The organism is Kineococcus deserti, assembly GCF_050871945.1.
Lineage (GTDB): Bacteria > Actinomycetota > Actinomycetes > Actinomycetales > Kineococcaceae > Kineococcus.
The window spans coordinates 1-17434 of record NZ_JBJLSI010000006.1 but is presented as its reverse complement, the minus strand read 5'-3'; the positions used below and the strand labels follow the sequence as shown (position 1 = coordinate 17434).

Here is a 17434-nt window from a genome sequence, read left to right as displayed (position 1 = left end):
CGTCACCGGCCGGCCGGCACGCACCGGTCGCGGCCGGCGGCCTTGGCCGAGTACAGCGCCCGGTCGGCCGCGGCCAGCACGTCCACCGCCGGCCGCGGTCCCCGGGCGGTGGCGATCCCGATGCTGCAGGTCACCCGGGGCCGGGTGGCCGCGGCCACGGCGGCGCGCAGGCGTTCGGCCACCAGCAGCGCCGCCGCCTGGTCGGTGCCGGGCAGCAGGACGGCGAACTCCTCCCCGCCGTACCGCGCGACCAGGTCGCCCTCCCGGGCCGTGGTCGACAGCGCCGCGGCGGCCGCCCGCAGGACGTCGTCCCCGGCCTGGTGACCGTGGGTGTCGTTCACGGCCTTGAAGTGGTCGAGGTCGATGAGGGCCAGCGACCACACGGTGTGGTCCTGCTGGGCCAGCGCCTCGTCCAGCGTGCGGCGGTTGGCGACGCCGGTCAGGCCGTCGGAGGTCGCCGCCCGGCGCAGGTCGGCCACGGCCTCGGCGCGCGCCAGGGCCAGCGCCGCGTGCGACACGGCCTGTTCGGCGGTGCGCAGGACGCGTCGCTCCAGCCCGCGCCGGCCGCCGAAGTCGACGACGAGCCAGCCCTCGGCCGTTCCGACGGGCAGCGGCAGGACCGCGATCCCGCGGGCGTCGGGCCAGGTGCGGGCCAGCCACGGGTCGACACCGGGCTCCGGGCTGCGCAGCAGGACCGGGCGGCCGCTGCGGCGGGCGCGCACGAACGAGGCGTCGGTGACGTCCCCGCGCACCAGCTGCGCCCGGCGGGCCGGCAGCTCGGTGCGGGCGAACGACGTCAGCAGGTCGGCGACGGCCGGCGCGTCGGCGGCGGTGGCCAGGTCGGACAGCAGCCCGTGCAGCGCCTCGGCGTCCAGGCGGCGGCGCCGCAGTTCCCGTTCGTTGACGGCCGCGAACGTCGCCGTGCTCAGCGTCGCCACCCACAGCAGCGCGGCGAAGGCCACGAAGTTCCGGGGGAAGGCGCCGAGCCGTCCTCCGAGGTCGGCCACGCCGGTGACGTCGGCCTGCAGCAGGCACAGCACCAGGACGGTGTGGGCGCCGGCCACCTTCACCCCGGTGCGGAACGAGGTCGCCAGAGTCACCCCGGCGGCGTGCACGGCGAACAACGCGACGCCGAGTTCCCCCAGGGCGGGCAGGGCGATCGTCAGGGCGACGCTGTCCAGGAGCAGGCACAGGTCCAGGCCCCGGCGCGCCGCGCGACGACCCGCGCGCGTCAGCAGCACCAGCACGCCGGTCACCAGCAGGTGCCCGCCCGCCAGGACGAGCAGTTCCCGGCCGTCCTGCGGCCGGGCGCCCGCCGCCCACCACAGCACCACGGCCACGGTCACGAGCAGCAGCCGGAGCACGGCCGTCCAGCGGATGCGGTCGGCCAGCGGGATGAGGCTGCGGTCCTGCGAGGCGGTGCTCACGTCAGGCCCCGTCCGCGCGGGTCCTCGAAGGTCAGCCGGTCGTCGGGGACGACGGGTGCCAGGGCGAGCTTCGGGTCGTTGCGGTCGATGCGGTTCTGGACGAGGAGGAAGAATCCCGCCGCCACCGCGATCGCCACGGGGTACTGCGCGTCCCGACCCACCGCCGCGCCGACCGTGACCATGGCCCCGACGGCGGTCCGGACTGCTTGCGGCAGGTGCGTGATCCGCTCCCGCACGCTCGCGACGACGGAGGCGTCAGCGTGTCGCCGCGGTGCGGCGGGTGCCGACGCCACGCGGGGCGTGCCTCCCGAGGAGGTTCCCGCTGCGCTCGGCAGCGCCTCCTCCGGCGGCGACTGCTCCTGCAGCCCGGAGGCTGCAGGAGCCTCCGGCGCGGTCACCGAGGCGGCGGGTGTCGGCGTCGACGACCCGGTGCGCGGGGGCGCCGCCGTGGCCGGCGACTGGGCCGGCGACTGGGCCGGCGTTCGCTTCGGGGTGGCAGCGGAAGCAGGCGTGGACGCGGTGGGTGCGGCGGTCGTCGGTACCGGTGCGACGGGAGCGACCGTCGGTTCCGACGTGGGTTCCGACGTGGGTTCCGACGTGGGTTCCGACGTGGGTTCCGACGTGGGTTCCGACGTGGGTTCCGACGTGGGTTCCGACGTGGGTTCCGACGTGGGTTCCGACGTGGGTTCCGACGTCGGAGTGCCCGGCGGGGGCGCGGCCGGGGTGTCGACGGGGCTCGGCGTGGGCGGTGTGACGGGTTCACGAGTCGGGACGACGACGGGCGCGTCGACGGGCTGCGTCACGGGGGTCTCGATGGGGGTCTCGTCGGCTGGATCCTCCTCGCCCGAGGTTCCCTCGACCGGAGTCTCCTCGACCGGAGTCTCCTCGACCGGAGTCTCCTCGACCGGAGTCTCCTCGACCGGAGTCTCCTCGACCGGAGTCTCCTCGACCGGAGTCTCGTCGACCGGAGTCTCCTCGACCGGAGTCTCGTCGACCGGAGTTTCTTCCTCGGGGGGCGCGGGCAGGTTGAGAGTGGTGGGCTCCGACGGCGAGCCGGTGCCGGCGCTGTTGTGGGCGGCCACGGCGAACGAGTAGCGGTGCCCGGCGCTCGGCGTCGAGAGGGTGAGCGTCGTGCCACTGGCGTCCAGCGTGGTGGTTGATCCTGCGGTCTCGTCCCGAACCGTGACGGTGTAGCCCCCCAGGGTGTCGCCTCCGTCGTCCTCCGGTGCGGCCCAGGCGAGTTCGACCGTGCCGTCGACGGGGGTCGCGGTCAGATCCCTGGGAGTCCCGGGAAGCACGGCCGTCGAGTCGAGCTGAACCGTCAGGCGGGTGCACGCGCGGGAGAGGAAGGCGCAGGCCTGGACGGTGACGGCACCGGTGCCCGCCCGCTGGGGTGCCCAGGTCAGCTGGTCGCCCGTCAGGGAGACCTCCGCCGGAACCGAACCCACCAGCGACCAGTGGCGTGCCGCGGTACCGGTCAGTGTCGTCGTGGTGGTCAGGCGCACCTGGGAGGTGAGCCGTGACGGCGCGGTGATCGACGCTCGTTCGTCGAGGGACCACCGGACGACGCGCTTGTTGAGCTGGTCGGCGATGAGGACCGTGCCGTCGGGGGCGGCGGCGACCCCGGTGGGTTCGTCGAACTTCTTGGCGTCGAGGGTCACGTCGAGGGCCCGGATCGAGCCGTCGGAGTCGACCACGTCGATCGAGTCGTTGCCGGCGTCGGCGATGTAGAGGTTGCCCTGCTCGTCGAGGGCGATGCGCTCGGGGTGGTTCAGCCCGCTGGCCGTGGCCGGCCCCTTCACGACGGGGCCGACGCGGCCGCCGGCGACGACGGTGATCTGGTGGTCGCGGATCGCGACGACGTTGTGCGAGAACTTGTTGCTGACCAGCAGGGTTCCGTCGGCGCGCACGACCAGACCGCGGGGGCCGTTCAGCGGCCGGCCGGTGATGCCGAGGGTGGTGTTCAGTTCCTCCTTGCCCGCCACCAGGCGCAGCACACCGTCCTGGACGGCGACGACGAGCTGGGAGTCCTCGTCGATGACGTAGACCGTGCCGTCGGCAGCGACCGCGACCTCCACGGGAGACAAGGGGGTGTTCAGCGCGGGGCCGGCCTTGACGTCGGTGCCCGTGCTGCGCTTCCTGTTCCCGGCGACAGGGGTGAGCTGCCCGGAGGTGTCGACCTTCACGAGCCGGCCGCCGGCCAGGTCGGTGATGTAGACGTTGTCCTGCGCGTCGACGCCGAGGCCGTAGGGCTGGTCGAGGTCCACGGCGGTGGCCGGGCCGCTCGTGAGGCTCGAGGCGGTGGGCCAGCGTCCCGTTCCGGCGAACACCGTCCGCGCGCCGCCCGGCGCGATCTTGAAGACGCGGCGCGCGCCGGCGTCGGAGACGTAGGTGTTGCCCCGGCTGTCGACCGCGACGTCGACGACGCGGTCCAGGAGGAGGTCGCCGGTGTAGCCGACGTTGTCGGCGACGGCGGAGGCCGTGTACCCCACGCGCACGTCGTCGGCGAGGGCCGGCAGCGGGGTGAAGACGAGGAGCGCGGCGGCCAGCACGGGAGCGACGCGGGCCGCACTCGGTCTGGCCCACCGGGAGAACTTCACCGTTCAACCATCGGTTGCCGGTCGTCGTCGCTGGACCGGGGTCCTCCGGGCGGCCCAGCGTCCGGAACGTCGTTCCGGTCACCACGTTCGGCGCCGTCCCGCCGAACGGGTGACGTCCAGGGGCCCGGGAGGACGAGGGGTGGGAGGCCGTGGTGAGGTGAACACGCTGAGCAATCGGTCAGTCACCGTCCGAACGGGTTGCAGTGGACAGGCTGCGCCGAACCGGTGACTATGAGCAGTTATCTGATCGCTTTCAGTCAGATGGGTGCCGCACACGACGGAGGAAGGGGACCCGGGGATGAGCCGCTGGCCCTGGTCGGCCCGGCACCTGGCAGGTGACGACGTCCGGACGCGTGTCGTGCCCTGGGCGATCGCCTCACCCCTCGTCGTGGTGGGCGTGGTCGCCCTCCTGCAGGTCGCCCTGGACGGTCAGCCGACGCTCACCGAGCTGCTCACCGCGCTGCTGGGCGGCGGCGTTGCGGCGTGCCTGCTCCTCGTGCTGGCGCTGCAGTCTGCGGTCCGGCTGGACGTCGAGGGCCGCAACCGCCAGCGCGAGCTGGATGCCGCCCTGCGGCAGGCGCTGCACGACCCGTTGACCGACCTGGGCAACCGGCAGCTGTTCACCGACCGGCTGCAGCACGCGCTGGCCCGGCGTGAGTCCAAGGCGTGCGCCGTCCTCTACCTCGACCTCGACGGGTTCAAGGGCGTCAACGACACCCACGGCCACGCCGTCGGCGACACCGTGCTCATCGAGGTCTCGCAGCGGCTGCGCGCCGCGGTGCGCCCCGAGGACACCGTCGCCCGCTTCGGTGGCGACGAGTTCGCCGTCCTGTGCGAGGACCTCAGCGACGAACTCAACGCCTCGCGCATCGCCGAACGCGTCGTGAACTCCATCGCCGACCGGCCCGTGGAGTTCGGCGACGGGCGCAGGCTGCACATCACGCCCAGCGTCGGCATCGCGCTGGCCCGCGACGAGGCCGACGCCTCCAAGCTCCTGCGCCGCGCCGACGCCGCCCTGTACCGGGCCAAGGAGAGCGGCAAGGCCCGGTCGGAACTGTTCGACGAGCGCATGCAGGCCCAGGCGGTCGACGCCCTGCAGACCGAGGACGACCTGTCCCTGGCCGTGGCCGAGGGGCAGCTGCGGCTGCACTACCAGCCGATCATCGACCTGCGCGACGGCCACGTGCAAGGTGTCGAGGCGCTGCTGCGCTGGCAGCACCCGCGGCGAGGCCTGCTGCAGCCCGCGGACTTCGTCCCGCTGGCCGAACGCAGTGGTCTGATCGTCGACATCGGCAAGTGGGTCATCTGCGAGGCCTGGCGGACGCTGGAGAACTGGTACACCGCCGATCCGGACTGCGGTCTGACGATCGCGGTGAACGTGTCGAAGAAGCAGCTGGCCAACGCCGAACTCCTCGACGCCGTCGCCAACGCCCAACCCAGCGGCCCGGCCGGCAACGCGCTGCTCATCGAGGTCAGCGAGGAACTCCTCGTGGCCGACGCCAACGCGGGCTTCTCGACCCTGCACGCTCTGCGGATGATGGGGGTGCGGGTGGCCGTGGACGACTTCGGCGCCGGCGTCTCGTCGCTGGCCCACCTGCAGACGATGCCCATCGACCACGTCAAGGTCGACCGGCACTTCATCGCCGGACTGGGCCGGCACCGCCAGGACGAGGCCGTCGTCGCGGGCATCATCGGGATGGCCAAGAACATGGGCGTGGGGGTCGTCGCCGAGGGCGTGGAGTCCACCGACCAGCTCCAGGCGCTGAAACGGCTCGGCTGCGACTCCGCCCAGGGATACCTGCTGGGACGGCCGACGCCGGAGGTGGACGTCATCGACCTGCAGCAGCTCGAACGCGGCGCGCTGGACGCAGTGCCACGCCCGGCCATCGCGGGGTAGTTGCGGAAATCGGTCCCGGAGCGGTCAACTCCTTCTCGACACCTGCCGATGAAGTCGTGGACGGCGTGAACAGAGCACGCCGCGGGGACGGGGAGCGGGCGGACGATGGGCGAGGTCAAGCGCAAGCGGCAGACGACGCTGGCGACGGGGATCATCAGCGCGGCCGGTTCGGCGGCCGTCGTGGCGTGCATCCTGGGTGCCGTGGGGCTGCAGCAGAGCCACTCGACGGTCACGCAGCTGGAGTCGCTGAAGTCCGAGGCGCTCGTCGTGCAGCAGGCCGTGCAGAACGTCGCCGAGAAGCACGAGACCGAGGCGCTGAAGTCGCTCTCGGCGATGATCGCGCCGAACCTGGCCGACTCGTACAAGGCCCAGCAGGACGCCGCGGCGGCCTCCGTGAAGGAGAGCATGGCGGTCCTGGCCGACAAGGCGAGCGGTGAGCAGGCCGCGGTCGTCGCGGACATGCAGAAGCAGCTCGACGCGATGAACGCGCTGCTGGCCGCCGGGGCGAGCACCGCCGACCCCGACGAGATCGCCCGGCAGAACGACCAGTACAACGCCGCCAACGAGGCCTACACCCAGGACATCGCCGCGCTGAAGGACAGCTCGGACCAGGCCGTCGACGACCTCGTCGCCTCCTCCCAGGCCGCTTCCTCGCGCACGACCCTGCTGACCGTCCTGCTGCTCGTCGTCGGCCTCGCGATCTCCGCCGTCGTGTCCGCCGTGGTCATCCGCCGCGTGCGCGGGGACGCCAACCGCATCGCCGCCGTCGCCGAGTCGCTCGACCAGGGCGACCTGACGGTCTCCTCGGGCATCGAGCGGACCGACGAACTGGGCCGGATGGCCGCCTCGCTGGACCGCGCGATCGCCCGCCTGCGCACCGAGTTCGCCTCGGTCGCCGCCGGCGCCGAAACCCTCGGCCACTCCTCGCGCACCCTCGCCGACGCCTCGGCCGAGTCGTCCGCGGCCTCCGACCGCGCCGGGTCCGAGGTGCGTGCGGTGTCCGGCGACATCGCCGCCGTCTCGACGAACCTGCAGGCCGTCTCGGCCGGCTCCGAGCAGATGGGCGCCGCCATCCGCGAGATCTCCGCCTCGGCCGCCGAGGCCACCGGCGTCGCGGCGCACGCCGTCCAGGTCGCCGAGGAGACCACCGCCACAGTCGCGCGGCTGGGGGAGTCCTCCGTCGAGATCGGCAACGTCGTCAAGGCCATCACCGCCATCGCCGAGCAGACCAACCTGCTGGCGCTCAACGCCACCATCGAGGCCGCCCGCGCAGGCGAGATGGGCAAGGGGTTCGCCGTCGTGGCCGGTGAGGTCAAGGAACTGGCCCAGCAGACCGCGCAGGCCACCGAGGACATCTCCCGCCGCGTCAGCACGATCCAATCCGACACCACCGGCGCGGTCAACGCGATCTCCTCGATCAGCGAGGTCATCGCCCGGATCAACGACCTGCAGACCACCATCGCCTCGGCCGTGGAGGAGCAGACCGCCACGACGAGCGAGATCTCGCGGTCCATCGCCGACGCCGCCGGTGGCGCGGACCGCATCACCGCCGGCATCGACGGGGTGTCGGCCGCGACCGACGCGACCGACCGCTCGGTCGTGGCGACCCGCACCGCGGCCGACGAGGTGTCCGGGGTCAGCGAGCAGCTGCGGACGCTGGTGGGGCGCTTCCGCCTCTGAGGTACCGACTTCGGGGGCATGGTCTCGCGAGTTCCCTCGTGGGACCATGCCCTCCGGCGTTGGTGGGGTCAGGTGGACCCGTCGACAGGACGGGACTGGTGGGGTGGAACCCGAGCGGGAACCGGCGACGCTCGTCGACGTGCTGAGCGTCGCCGACGGCGCCGACCTCGAGTTCGACCCCGACCGCCTCGGTCTGACGCCCCGTCTGCCCGACCTCTGAGGCTTCCTGCATGGGATAGCGTTCCGGCGTGCCGCGGATCGACCTGACCGACCTGACCGATCCGCAGTACGCGGGTTTCCTGCGCGACTACACCTCGCTGCGCGACGTGCAGTTGCGGACCCGCCGGGAACCCGCCGAGGGGTTGTTCCTCGCCGAGAGCGTCGAGGTGATCCGCCGCGCCCTCGAGGCCGGCTACGTGCCGCGCTCGTTCCTGGTCTCGCCGCACCGCTACGCCGAGCTAGCCGACGACCTGCCCACCGACGCGCCCGCCTTCGTCGCGCCCGCCGCGGTCGTCGAGGAACTCACCGGCGTCGACCTGCACCGGGGGGCGCTGGGGTCGTTCGTGCGGCCGGTCCCGCGCACCGTCTCCGAAGTGCTCGCGGCGCTGCCGCCCGGCCCGGCGCGGCTGGTCGTGCTCGAGGACGTCGCCGACGCCACGAACGTGGGCGCCATCATCCGCTCGGTCGCGGCCTTCGGCGTCGACGGCGTGATCGTCAGCCCCCGGTGCGCCGACCCGCTGTACCGGCGCAGCGTGCGGGTGTCGATGGGCACGGTGCTGCACCTGCCCTGGGCGCGGGCGACGTCGTGGCCCGGTGACCTGGACCTGTTGCGCTCCAGCGGCTTCACCGTGGCGGCGCTCGCGCTGTCGGACGACTCCGTGGCGTTGGGGTCCTTCGAGGCGCCGCAGCGGCTGGCGTTCCTGCTGGGCACTGAAGGGGACGGGCTGAGCCGGCGCGCGCTGGCGGCCTCCGACCTGGTCGTGCGCATCCCCATGGACGCCCGCGTCGACAGCCTCAACGTGGCGGCGGCGAGCGCGGTGGCTCTGTGGGAGACGCGCGTCCTATCCTGACCGGGTGAGTCTCGGAGCGGCCCAGCTCGGTGTCCCGGTGGACACCTGGCTGAGCGCGCCCGCCGGCTTCCTCGAAGTGGTCGAAGTCGTCGACGGGGTACTGGTGATCAAGAAGGTCGGCGGCAACCCGCACCACATCATCGCTCGACGCCTCGCCGACGAGTTCGAGCGGCAGTGGGATGTCGTGGCGACGGCGCCGGGCAACTGGGCGGTCGAGATGGCGCCTGACGGCAGTGTGGTGCGGGGCAGGATCCCGGACGTCTTGGTGAACGGGCCCGAGCTCTTCACCGAGGACGTGCACGTCGGGGTTCCGGTCGCCGCCGTCGAGGTCTGGTCCCCGAGCAACATGCTGCGGGAGATGAACGAGAAGCGCGCCGAGTACCGGAACGCCGGCCTGCCGGTGCTGCTCGAGGCGTTCCTCAGCGACTCCGGCGACGTCCACCTGGACTGGATGGTGAACCTCCGCTCGCACTGGTCGACGGTCGCGGCCAGTGAGGGCGACACGATCCTGGACGTCCCTGCTCTGTCGGGGGTCCACGAGGCCTTCGCCGTGGTGCCGAACACGTTGCTGCGTCGCTGACGTGGTTTCGCACGTCGCCGTCCTGGGATCGGGAGCGTGGGGAACGGCGGTCGCCGGGATCCTCGCGGCCAACGCTGCCAGCGTCGGGTTGTGGTGCCGGCGGCCCGAGCTCGCCGCGCAGATCCGCGCGACGGGCCGCAACGAGCAGTACCTGCCCGGGGTCGCGTTGTCCCCGCGGGTCGCCGCAAGTTCCGACGTCGCCGCGGTGGTGGACGGGGCGTCGCTGGTCGTGCTCGCGGTGCCGTTGCAGCAGTTGCGGTCCCGCCTGCTCGAGTGGGCTCCGGTGGTGCCGTCGGTCCCGGTCGTGAACCTGGCCAAGGGGGTCGAGACGGCCACGGGGGAGTTCGGCACGGAGATCGTCGCCGAGGTCCTGGCCCCCGAGCACGTGCTGGCGTTGTCCGGGCCGAACCTGGCCGCCGAAATCGCGCGCGGGCAACCTGCGGCGACGGTCGTGGCCTGCGGGAACCCCGACGTGGCCCAGGAGGTCTCGACGAGTTTCACCACGCCGGTGTTCCACGCCCACCCGCTGACCGACGTCCTGGGCGTCGACGTGGCCGGGGCGTTCAAGAACGTCGTCGCCCTGGCCGTCGGGATGGTCGAGGGCGCCGGTCTCGGGGCGAACGCGCGCGCGGCCGTGCTGACGCTGGGGTTGAGCGAGATGTCGGCGCTCGGCGTGCGGCTCGGGGCGTCCCAGCAGACGTTCCTCGGACTGGCCGGGGCCGGCGACCTCGTGGCGACCAGCACGTCGACGTTGTCGCGCAACCACCGCGTCGGGGTCGCGCTCGGGCAAGGTCTGCCGCTGCCCGAGGCGGTCTCGCGCGCCGGGGGAACGGCCGAGGGCGTGGCCACCGCACCGGCGTTGCTGCGCCGCGACCCCGACCTGCCGTTCGTGCGCGACGTCGTGGCCGTCCTGGCGGGGGAGCGCTCACCCGTCGAGGCGGTGTCCCGGTTGCTGTCGGCGACCTGACACCAGCCGCCGCAACGCGATCCACGCGGCGGGCAGGTAGGGCAGCGGGCCCTGGAACGTCGTGAGGCAGCCGGCCGGGGTGGCCTGGACGCCGTGGCGCAGTTCGATGCCGAGGACCCGCCACGTCCACGTCATCGCGTCCTCGTCGACGTGGGTGATGGTGAAGGGCAACCGGATCGGGCCGCAGTGGACGCGCCCGGTGACGCCGTCGGCGATGCGGTCGCCGTCCGCCTCGACGCCGGTCATCTGCGGGGACCAGGTCGGCCAGCGGTCGATCCGGGCGTAGTCCTCCCAGACGTCCGCGGCCGACCTGTTCCCCCGGACGATCACTTCGCGGGCATGCTGATGTCGACGACCTCGGCGCCCGGCAGCGCGGCGATGTCCGCTCCCCGCACGACGAGTTTGGAACGGCGCAGCCCGGACCCGATGAGGACCCAGTCGGCCTGGGCGACCTTGGTGTCGACGAGGATGCGCCAGCCGTCCGGGAGCCCGACGGGCGTGATGCCGCCGTACTCCATGCCGGACTCCTCGACGGCGCGGTCCATCGGCAGGAACGACGCCTTGCGGACGGCCAGCGCCTTCTTCACGGCGTTGTTGACGTCCGCGCGGGTGCTGGCCAGGACCACGCACGCCGCGACCCGCTCCTCGCCTTCGCGCTTGCCGGCCACGACGACGCAGTTGCCGGAGGCCTCCAGGGGGGCGCCGGTGGCCTCGACGAGGGCCTGGGTGTCGGCCAGGTCCGGGTCGATCTCGGTGACCCAGGCGCCCTCGGGCAGTGCCTTGAGGACGGCCTCGGGCAGGAGGTCGGGGTGCTCGGCGGCGGGTCGCAGCTCGAGGGTGCCGGCCGCGTCCTGGGGCGCGCTCACCGCGAGTAGACGGGGCTGAGCGTCGCGCGGGCCAGGACGTGGCCCAGCGACATGAACGCCGCGACCGTGGGGGTGGCCTCGGCCGGAACGCCGAGGGACTCGACGTCGAGGGCGTGCACCGCGAAGACGTAGCGGTGCGGGCGGTCCCCGGGCGGGGGAGCGGCGCCGGCGAAGTCCGGGCTGCCGCCGTCGTTCTTCAGGGCGTAGGCGCCGTCGGGCACCTCCGCGCCCCGCTCCAGGCTCGTCACGCTCAGTGGCACGTCGACGAGGGTCCAGTGCCAGAAGCCGGCCGGCGTCGGGGCGTCCGGGTCGAAGCAGTTGACCAGGAAGCTCTTGGTGCCCTCCGGGAAGCCGTCCCAGCTCAGCTGCGGCGAGACGTTGCCGTCGGCGTGCCGGACGTCCATCTGCTCACCGGAGGTGACGTCGGCCGAGTGCAGGGCGAAGCTCGGGACACGGGGGAGCAGGGAGTAGGGCTCGGGGGCGAGGGGACGTTCGAGATCCATGCCGCGACTCTACGAGGGCTGGTGGGAGCGGCACGTCGACCCCACGGGTTCGATCATCGGCCCCGCGGGGTCAACGTGCCCTGCGCGTCGGGACTCAGGCGCCGGGGCGCTGGAGCGGCGCGTCGAGCGGAGAGTCGTCGGTGCCGTACTGCAGCGTCTGCAACGCCTTGTGGGACTTGGGGTTGACGACGATGGGGGCGAACAGGTTGATGGTGGCCTTCTCCATGCCCTGTGCCATGTTGACGATGGTCAGGACGGCCCCGTCGCCCTCGTCCTGGATGTCCAGGGCCTGAGCCGTCTCGTCGTTGATGACCGCGTCGTACTCGGGGTAGAACGGCGACGGGTCGGCGAGGACGAGGCGCAGGCTCGGGTCCGACGTCGACTGCATGGTGTAGAACATGCCGTCGTCGTCGAGGGCGTCGAGTTCGAAGCTGGTGTCCTCGAAGCCCATGAGGGGCGTCACGAATTCGATCTTGGGCTTGGTGTCGGAAGCGATGCTCACGTCAGGGATCCCTTCGTCTTCGGTTCCCGGGGATTCCGACCCGGGCCTGTCCTGGTCACCGACAGGCTCGTTGGGGGCGGCCTGGCGGCTTCTCGACCACTACAGACAGTAGCGAAGAAGGTGCAATCCGTCGCGCCAATCGTGTCGATCCCTGGACGCACGAACGCCCCGCCGGTGGCCCGGCGGGGCGTCTGTGACAGGTGTGACTCAGGCGGCCAGGAGAGGCGCCCGCAGCGGCAGATCGGTGCCGACCAGGACGGCCTGGGCGGCCCGCATCGTCCGGTGGTTGATGACGATGGGAGCCAGCAGGTTCACCGTGGCGTTGGCCGGGTCGTCCCCGATGTTCACCACGTTCAGGACCGCCGCCTCCGTGGCGTCCCGCAGGTCCAGCGCCGCGACCGTCTCGTCGTCGATCTCGGGGGAGTAGCCCGGGAAGAACTTCTGCGGCGCGACGACGACCAGGCGGATCCCCGTGCCGTCGACGGCCCGCAGCGAGTACAGCGTGCCCTCCTCGTCCAGGGGGACGAGGTGGAAGGCGGTGTGCTCGGCGAAGCCCATGATGGGCGAGACGAACTCGATCGTGGGGGCGGTCACGGGCGCGTCGGTCATGAGGGTCACTCTAGGAACTCCGGGGGTGGGGAACAGGGTGAAACGATGACGGGGGTGGTCGGCGCGTCGGTCGGGTCAGCGCAGGAAGTCGACCAGGCTGGACTGGATCGTCTTGGCGGTCACCTGCAGGGCGGCCTGGTAGGCGACGCTCTGTGCAGTGATCTCCATGTACGCCTTGGCGGTGTCGACGCCCGAGACGTCCTCCAGCTGGGTGGTGAGGTACTGCAGCTGGTTGGTGTTGACCTCTTCGGCGTGGTCGAGCTGGTTGGTCTTCGCGCCGATCGTGGCCATCGCGGTCGTGGCGAGGTTGATGCGCTTGTCGATCGTGGCAAGCGCGGCCGTGGCGTCGGCAACCTTGCCCAGGCTGATGTTCTCGGCGAGAACATCCAGCTCCTTGAAGACGCTGTCGTCTCCGGAGCCGTAGACGGCCTTGCCGGAGATGTTGACCTGCATCTCGACACCGGGGGAGATGGTCCGCGTGACGATGCCGATCTGCTTGCCGGCGAGCACGCCGGTGTCGTCGGTCGTCGCGTAGCCTTCCGGGTCGTAGGCCTGCTCGGCCGCCGAGGTGCCTGCGAACACGGCACGGCCCTGGTACTGGGTGTTCGCGTCCCCGAGGATCGTGTTTTTGAGCTCGCGGATCTCGGCGGCGATCGCCGCACGTCCCTTGTCGTCCAGCGCGCCGTTGCCGGCCTGGACGGTCAGGTCGCGGACCCGCTGCAAGGCGTCGGTGGTGCTCTGCAGCGCCGGTTCCTGCGTCGTCATCCAAGCGCGGGCCTCGGTGAGATTGCGCGAGTTCTGGGTGTTGACCGCGACCTGATCGTTCAGTCGCAGGGCGGCTGCTGCGCGAACGGAGTCGTCCGAGCCCTTCGACAGCGACGTGCCGCTGGTGATCTGCTCGCGCAGCTGAGCGCTGCGGGCCTGCATGTTCTGCAGATTGGTCAGCGAGTTCATGGCGATGCTGCGCTGGGTCACACGGCCGAGCATGGTCTTCCTCCGGTCAGGTCAGTCGTCAGCGGCCGACGAGGCCGGTGCGGGAGATCAGGGTGTCCAGCGCTTCGTCGATCGCGGTGAGGACGCGAGCAGCGGCCGAGTAGGCGTGCTGGTAGGCGACGAGGTTGGTCATCTCCTCGTCCAAGTTGACGCCGGAGACCCCGTCGCGGACCGCGGCGGACTTCAGCGACACCTGCGAGGCCAGGTCGGCACGGTTGGACGCGGACTGAGTTGAAGCAGCCAGGTTGGTGACGTTGGTCCGCCAGGAGGACTTGATGCCCTCGAACGCGGAGGTCACGGCCTTGGCGTGGACGCGGTCGGCCGACTGGGCGCCGGTGAGGTTGGTGCTGTCCCGCAGGTTCGCCGCGGTCTCGACCACGGTCAGCAGCTTGGCGTTGACCGGCGTGCTGCCGTCGCTGTTGGCGAAGAAAGGCTGCCCGTAGGCCGCGTTGGTGTCGTCGGCCAGCTGCTTGGCGAAGCCGTTCAGCTCCTCCTTCTGCTTGGCCAGTGTCGTGTTCGCGCCGTCCATCGTGGCCTTGAGCGAGCCGGCAGCCGGCGAGGCCACCTGGCCGTTGATCCTGGCGACGAAGTCGTTGTCGATGTTGGCTTCCTCGATCGCTTCGCCGGCCGCGTTGGTGGGCGTGACGGTCAGCTCGTAGGAGAAGTCCCCGGTCACAAGCGTGGCGTTGCCGATGAGGACGTCGACGGTGCCGTTGTCGCGGTTCACGACGCGGGACCCGGAGAGGTCGGCGAGCTGGTTGAGCAGCTGGTCGCGCTGGTCCATCAGCTCGTTGGCCGAGGCGCCGTTGGCCGTGGTCTCGCGGATGGACGTGTTGAGCTTGGCCACGTTCTGGGCCAGCGTGTTCACCTGCGAGGTGATGGCGTCGGCCTGCAGGTTGAGCTGGTCGTACTGCGCCTCGAGCTGGGTGTTCATCCCGTTGACCGATGCGGCGACCGCCTGGCTGCGCGTGATGACCAGCGAACGCGCGCCGTCCAGTCCGTCCGTGCCGCTCTTGGAGGCCAGGTCGTTCCACGCCGAGGACAGGTCGGCGAGGTTCTGCGACAGGCCGGAAGTGCCGGTGTCACCGATGGCGTTCTCAACGCCGGCCCAGATGGTGGCCGCGGTCGACTGCTCCTTGGCGTTGGCCGAGTCTTGGCGGGCGGTCGCGGTCGACAGCGCGTCGGTGATGCGGGTGAGGCCGTTGACGACGACCCCGTCACCCGGCGTGAACTTCTGCGAGAACTGGCCGGTCTGGTTCAGAACGCTGGCGCTCTGGTCGACCCGCTGGCGGGAGTAGCCCTCGGTGTTCGCGTTGGCGATGTTCTGGCCGGTGACCTCCATGCCGCGCTGCGAGGCGGACAGGGCGCGGGCGGCGGTGTTGATGCCGGAGAAGGTGCTCATCGTCAGCAGTTCCTTTCAGGGCCCGGTCAGAGGGCTTCGTCGACGAAGTGGGCGCGGGACCCGCCGGCCGACGTGGCCGTGTTCTTGCCCCGGGAGGTGTAGGTGTCGAGGGGCTGGTCCAGCCCGAGCAGGGTCTCGCGCAGGGCGCGGGAACCGGCGTTGAGAAGGTCTCGGTTCGCGTCGGCGAGGTCTTGAATCTCGGCCGTCAGCGTGAGGAAGGAGTCGCGGTGGCCGCGGAAGATGTCCCCCCACGGGTCCGGGGCGGCCTCGGCGATGGCGTTCAGGCTCGGGCCCGGCTCCAGCTCGAGCTCTGCCGCGATCGCGTCGACCTCGGTGGCACGCAGGAGCTCGGTCATCCGGATCTGCTCCATGACGAACTCGACCTCGCGGGTCGCGTGCGCCAGCCAGCGGGTCCGGCCGCTGGCCAGCACCAGCTGCTCCTCCTCGAGCTTGAACAGGAGCAGCTCCAGCAGCTCCCGCTCCTTCCAGAGGATGCCGGAGACCTCGGCGAGTCCCATGCGTGTCCTTCCTCGTGCCTTCAACGTGACGTGCTCGGGCTGTCCATCGGCTTCCGGTACCACGAGCTGAGGCGCCGGCGTGGGCGGAACGGGAGACTCAGCGCCCGGTCTTGCGGATGAACTGGGCGTTCTTGCCGGGCTTGCGCAGGGCGTAGGGCCGGCCGTCCTCGCGTGCGCTCCGCAGCTCCTGGTGCAGGATTCGCGCCTCTTCTTCCATGGCGCGGTCGACGGCTCGCTGGTCCACGCCCATCGTCCGCTCGCGGGCGATGTGGTCGTTGCGCCCGATCTCGTGCTCGACCTCGAGGAAGTTCTTCGCGCACAGGGCGTAGAGAGCACTGACGCGTTCACCGTGCTTGACCGCGTACTCGTCGATGAAGGTCGGCGTCAGCCGGCCCTTCTGGTGAGCGAACTCCAGGTCGCGCACGACCTCCCACAGCGGCTTCACGCCGTCCCTCCAACCACTCGAAACACTCCAGCGACGCTGGTCACGCCAGAAGATGCGCGCGACGTCACTCATTCGGCTGGTGGAACGTCTCAGCTGAAGGGGAGGGGTCCGTGGGTGACGGCTGTCACCCGTTCCGCGGTCGGTGACGACACGGCGTGGAACGATGCAACTCGATCGGCCCAGCGCGGTTGGGGTACGTTGACCCCCGATAGGCGCTCAAGTCCCATGGGGTGTCCTGCCGAGAAGGCGTGTGTGACCGCAGACACCGCCTCCGCCACCCGGGAGCTCCCCATCATCGAGCTTTCTGCTGCCCAGCGCCATGCGCTGGTGGAGAAGAACCTGCCGCTCGTCGGCTACATCACCAGCGAGTTCATCGGCCGTCTGCCGTCGCACGTGAGCCGCGACGACCTCACCTCGGCCGGTCTCATGGCGCTGTTCCAGGCCTCCCGGTCCTACGACCCCAACACGGGCGTGCCGTTCAACCGCTACGCCAACACCCGCATCCGCGGCGCGATCCTGGATGACCTGCGCGGCGCCGACTGGGCCTCCCGCGGTGTCCGCAGCCGCCAGCGCAAGCTGTCGCAGACCGAGGACCAGCTGACCGTCGAGCTCGGGCGCACGCCCACCGCCTCCGAGCTGGCCGCCACGCTCGGCGTCTCGGAGAAGGAGCTGGCCGAGACCCGCGACGAGGCGCAGCGCTCCATGGTCCTGTCGATGCAGGGCTTCACCGCCGACGGCGCCTCCCTGGACGACCACCTGCCCACGCACACCCCCGGCCCGGAGCAGGAGCTGCTGCACCGCGAGCGCATCGGCTACCTGCGCTCGGCGATCGCGGTGCTGCCCGAGCGCCTGAAGGTCGTCATCGAGGGCTACTTCATCCAGGAGCGGCCGATGGCCGAGCTGGCCGAGGAGCTGGGTGTCACCGAGTCCCGCATCTCGCAGATGCGCGCCGAGGCGCTGGTCCTGCTGCGCGACGGGATGAACACGCACCTCGCGCCCGAGATGGTCGTCGCCCCGAAGGGCGCCGGTGCCGCGACCAAGCGCAAGGAGTCCTACTACGCGGCCGTCGGGGCGCAGAGCGACTTCAAGTCGCGCCTGGCGCTGTCGGCCTTCGGGTCGTACGCCGCGCCGGCGGTGGCGCGCACCGCCTGATCCACGCCCCTTGAAGGCCCCGCTCCGACCTGGTCGAGCGGGGCCTTCGTCGTTCCTCACTTAGCGCGACAACTCGTCACCCTCTGTGGTTCCATGGAAGAGCAGTCGTGGGGGGGGGGGGGGGGGGGGGGGGGGGGGGGGGGGGGGGGGGGGGGGGGGGGGGGGGGGGGGGGGGGGGGGGGGGGGGGGGGGGGGGGGGGGGGGGGGGGGGGGGGGGGGGGGG

17 protein-coding genes are annotated in these 17434 nt (G+C 71.7%); 6 read left to right on the top strand and 11 right to left on the bottom strand.

Annotated features, from left to right (window positions below):
* Positions 1–2: 2 nt before the first annotated feature.
* Together ACRYR2_RS06545 and ACRYR2_RS06540 are read right to left on the bottom strand one after the other, a co-directional pair.
* Positions 3–1427 (bottom strand): GGDEF domain-containing protein, encoded by a 1425-nt coding sequence (locus ACRYR2_RS06545; RefSeq protein WP_432562033.1) that lies wholly within the window; start codon positions 1425–1427, stop codon positions 3–5.
* Positions 1424–4027, bottom strand: a complete 2604-nt coding sequence (locus ACRYR2_RS06540; protein WP_432562032.1) for a fibronectin type III domain-containing protein — start codon at positions 4025–4027, stop codon at positions 1424–1426. The genes ACRYR2_RS06545 and ACRYR2_RS06540 overlap by 4 nt, the downstream gene beginning before the upstream one ends.
* Positions 4028–4325: 298 nt before the next feature.
* Here ACRYR2_RS06540 and ACRYR2_RS06535 point away from each other — a divergent pair, with 298 nt between their 5' ends.
* The 5 genes from ACRYR2_RS06535 (at position 4326) to ACRYR2_RS06515 (ending at position 10221) form a co-directional block, all read left to right on the top strand.
* Positions 4326–5924, top strand: coding sequence for a putative bifunctional diguanylate cyclase/phosphodiesterase (locus ACRYR2_RS06535; RefSeq protein WP_432562031.1), 1599 nt, complete (start codon positions 4326–4328; stop codon positions 5922–5924).
* A 105-nt stretch (positions 5925–6029) separates the two neighbouring features.
* Entirely contained in the window at positions 6030–7604 is a 1575-nt protein-coding gene (locus tag ACRYR2_RS06530; protein WP_432562030.1) for a methyl-accepting chemotaxis protein, read from the top strand.
* A gap of 248 nt (positions 7605–7852) precedes the next feature.
* Positions 7853–8674 (top strand): TrmH family RNA methyltransferase, encoded by an 822-nt coding sequence (locus ACRYR2_RS06525; protein WP_432562029.1) that lies wholly within the window; start codon positions 7853–7855, stop codon positions 8672–8674.
* Positions 8675–8678: 4 nt separating this feature from the next.
* On the top strand, positions 8679–9254 hold the full coding sequence (locus ACRYR2_RS06520; RefSeq protein ID WP_432562028.1) for a Uma2 family endonuclease: 576 nt from the start codon (positions 8679–8681) through the stop codon (positions 9252–9254).
* 1 nt (position 9255) lies between these two features.
* Complete coding sequence (locus tag ACRYR2_RS06515; protein ID WP_432562027.1) at positions 9256–10221, top strand: NAD(P)H-dependent glycerol-3-phosphate dehydrogenase; 966 nt, start codon at positions 9256–9258, stop codon at positions 10219–10221.
* Here ACRYR2_RS06515 and ACRYR2_RS06510 read toward each other — a convergent pair.
* The 9 genes from ACRYR2_RS06510 to ACRYR2_RS06470 all read right to left on the bottom strand — a co-directional run bounded on the left by ACRYR2_RS06510 (position 10180) and on the right by ACRYR2_RS06470 (position 16059).
* The gene (locus ACRYR2_RS06510; RefSeq protein ID WP_432562026.1) at positions 10180–10551 is read right to left on the bottom strand and encodes an SRPBCC family protein; all 372 of its coding nucleotides are present in this window, start codon (positions 10549–10551) and stop codon (positions 10180–10182) included. The genes ACRYR2_RS06515 and ACRYR2_RS06510 overlap by 42 nt on opposite strands.
* A complete protein-coding gene (locus ACRYR2_RS06505) occupies positions 10548–11087 on the bottom strand; it encodes a YbaK/EbsC family protein (RefSeq protein ID WP_432562025.1) in 540 nt (179 codons plus the stop codon). Before ACRYR2_RS06505 ends, ACRYR2_RS06510 begins: the two co-directional genes overlap by 4 nt.
* On the bottom strand, positions 11084–11590 hold the full coding sequence (locus ACRYR2_RS06500; RefSeq protein WP_432562024.1) for a YbhB/YbcL family Raf kinase inhibitor-like protein: 507 nt from the start codon (positions 11588–11590) through the stop codon (positions 11084–11086). Before ACRYR2_RS06500 ends, ACRYR2_RS06505 begins: the two co-directional genes overlap by 4 nt.
* Before the next feature lie 94 nt (positions 11591–11684).
* Positions 11685–12092 carry a flagellar assembly protein FliW gene (locus ACRYR2_RS06495; protein ID WP_432562023.1) on the bottom strand — a complete coding sequence of 136 codons (408 nt, stop codon included), beginning with the start codon at positions 12090–12092 and terminating at the stop codon, positions 11685–11687.
* 207 nt (positions 12093–12299) lie between these two features.
* A complete protein-coding gene (locus ACRYR2_RS06490) occupies positions 12300–12701 on the bottom strand; it encodes a flagellar assembly protein FliW (protein WP_432562022.1) in 402 nt (133 codons plus the stop codon).
* 75 nt (positions 12702–12776) lie between these two features.
* Positions 12777–13676 (bottom strand): flagellar hook-associated protein FlgL, encoded by a 900-nt coding sequence (gene flgL, locus ACRYR2_RS06485; RefSeq protein WP_432562021.1) that lies wholly within the window; start codon positions 13674–13676, stop codon positions 12777–12779.
* 37 nt (positions 13677–13713) lie between these two features.
* Entirely contained in the window at positions 13714–15096 is a 1383-nt protein-coding gene (gene flgK / locus ACRYR2_RS06480) for a flagellar hook-associated protein FlgK (protein WP_432562020.1), read from the bottom strand.
* Positions 15097–15122: 26 nt separating this feature from the next.
* On the bottom strand, positions 15123–15614 hold the full coding sequence (gene flgN / locus ACRYR2_RS06475; protein ID WP_432562019.1) for a flagellar export chaperone FlgN: 492 nt from the start codon (positions 15612–15614) through the stop codon (positions 15123–15125).
* A gap of 97 nt (positions 15615–15711) precedes the next feature.
* Entirely contained in the window at positions 15712–16059 is a 348-nt protein-coding gene (locus ACRYR2_RS06470) for a hypothetical protein (RefSeq protein ID WP_432562018.1), read from the bottom strand.
* Positions 16060–16311: 252 nt separating this feature from the next.
* Here ACRYR2_RS06470 and ACRYR2_RS06465 point away from each other — a divergent pair, with 252 nt between their 5' ends.
* Entirely contained in the window at positions 16312–17211 is a 900-nt protein-coding gene (locus tag ACRYR2_RS06465; protein ID WP_432562017.1) for a sigma-70 family RNA polymerase sigma factor, read from the top strand.
* Positions 17212–17434: the final 223 nt, after the last annotated feature.

Coding starts and splice junctions, on each gene's coding strand:
- ACRYR2_RS06535 (WP_432562031.1), top strand. CDS start 4,326: ATGAGCCGCTGGCCCTGGTCGGCCCGGCACCTGGCAGGTGACGACGTC.
- ACRYR2_RS06530 (WP_432562030.1), top strand. CDS start 6,030: ATGGGCGAGGTCAAGCGCAAGCGGCAGACGACGCTGGCGACGGGGATC.
- ACRYR2_RS06500 (WP_432562024.1), bottom strand. CDS start 11,590: ATGGATCTCGAACGTCCCCTCGCCCCCGAGCCCTACTCCCTGCTCCCC.
- ACRYR2_RS06490 (WP_432562022.1), bottom strand. CDS start 12,701: ATGACCGACGCGCCCGTGACCGCCCCCACGATCGAGTTCGTCTCGCCC.
- flgK (WP_432562020.1), bottom strand. CDS start 15,096: ATGAGCACCTTCTCCGGCATCAACACCGCCGCCCGCGCCCTGTCCGCC.
- flgN (WP_432562019.1), bottom strand. CDS start 15,614: ATGGGACTCGCCGAGGTCTCCGGCATCCTCTGGAAGGAGCGGGAGCTG.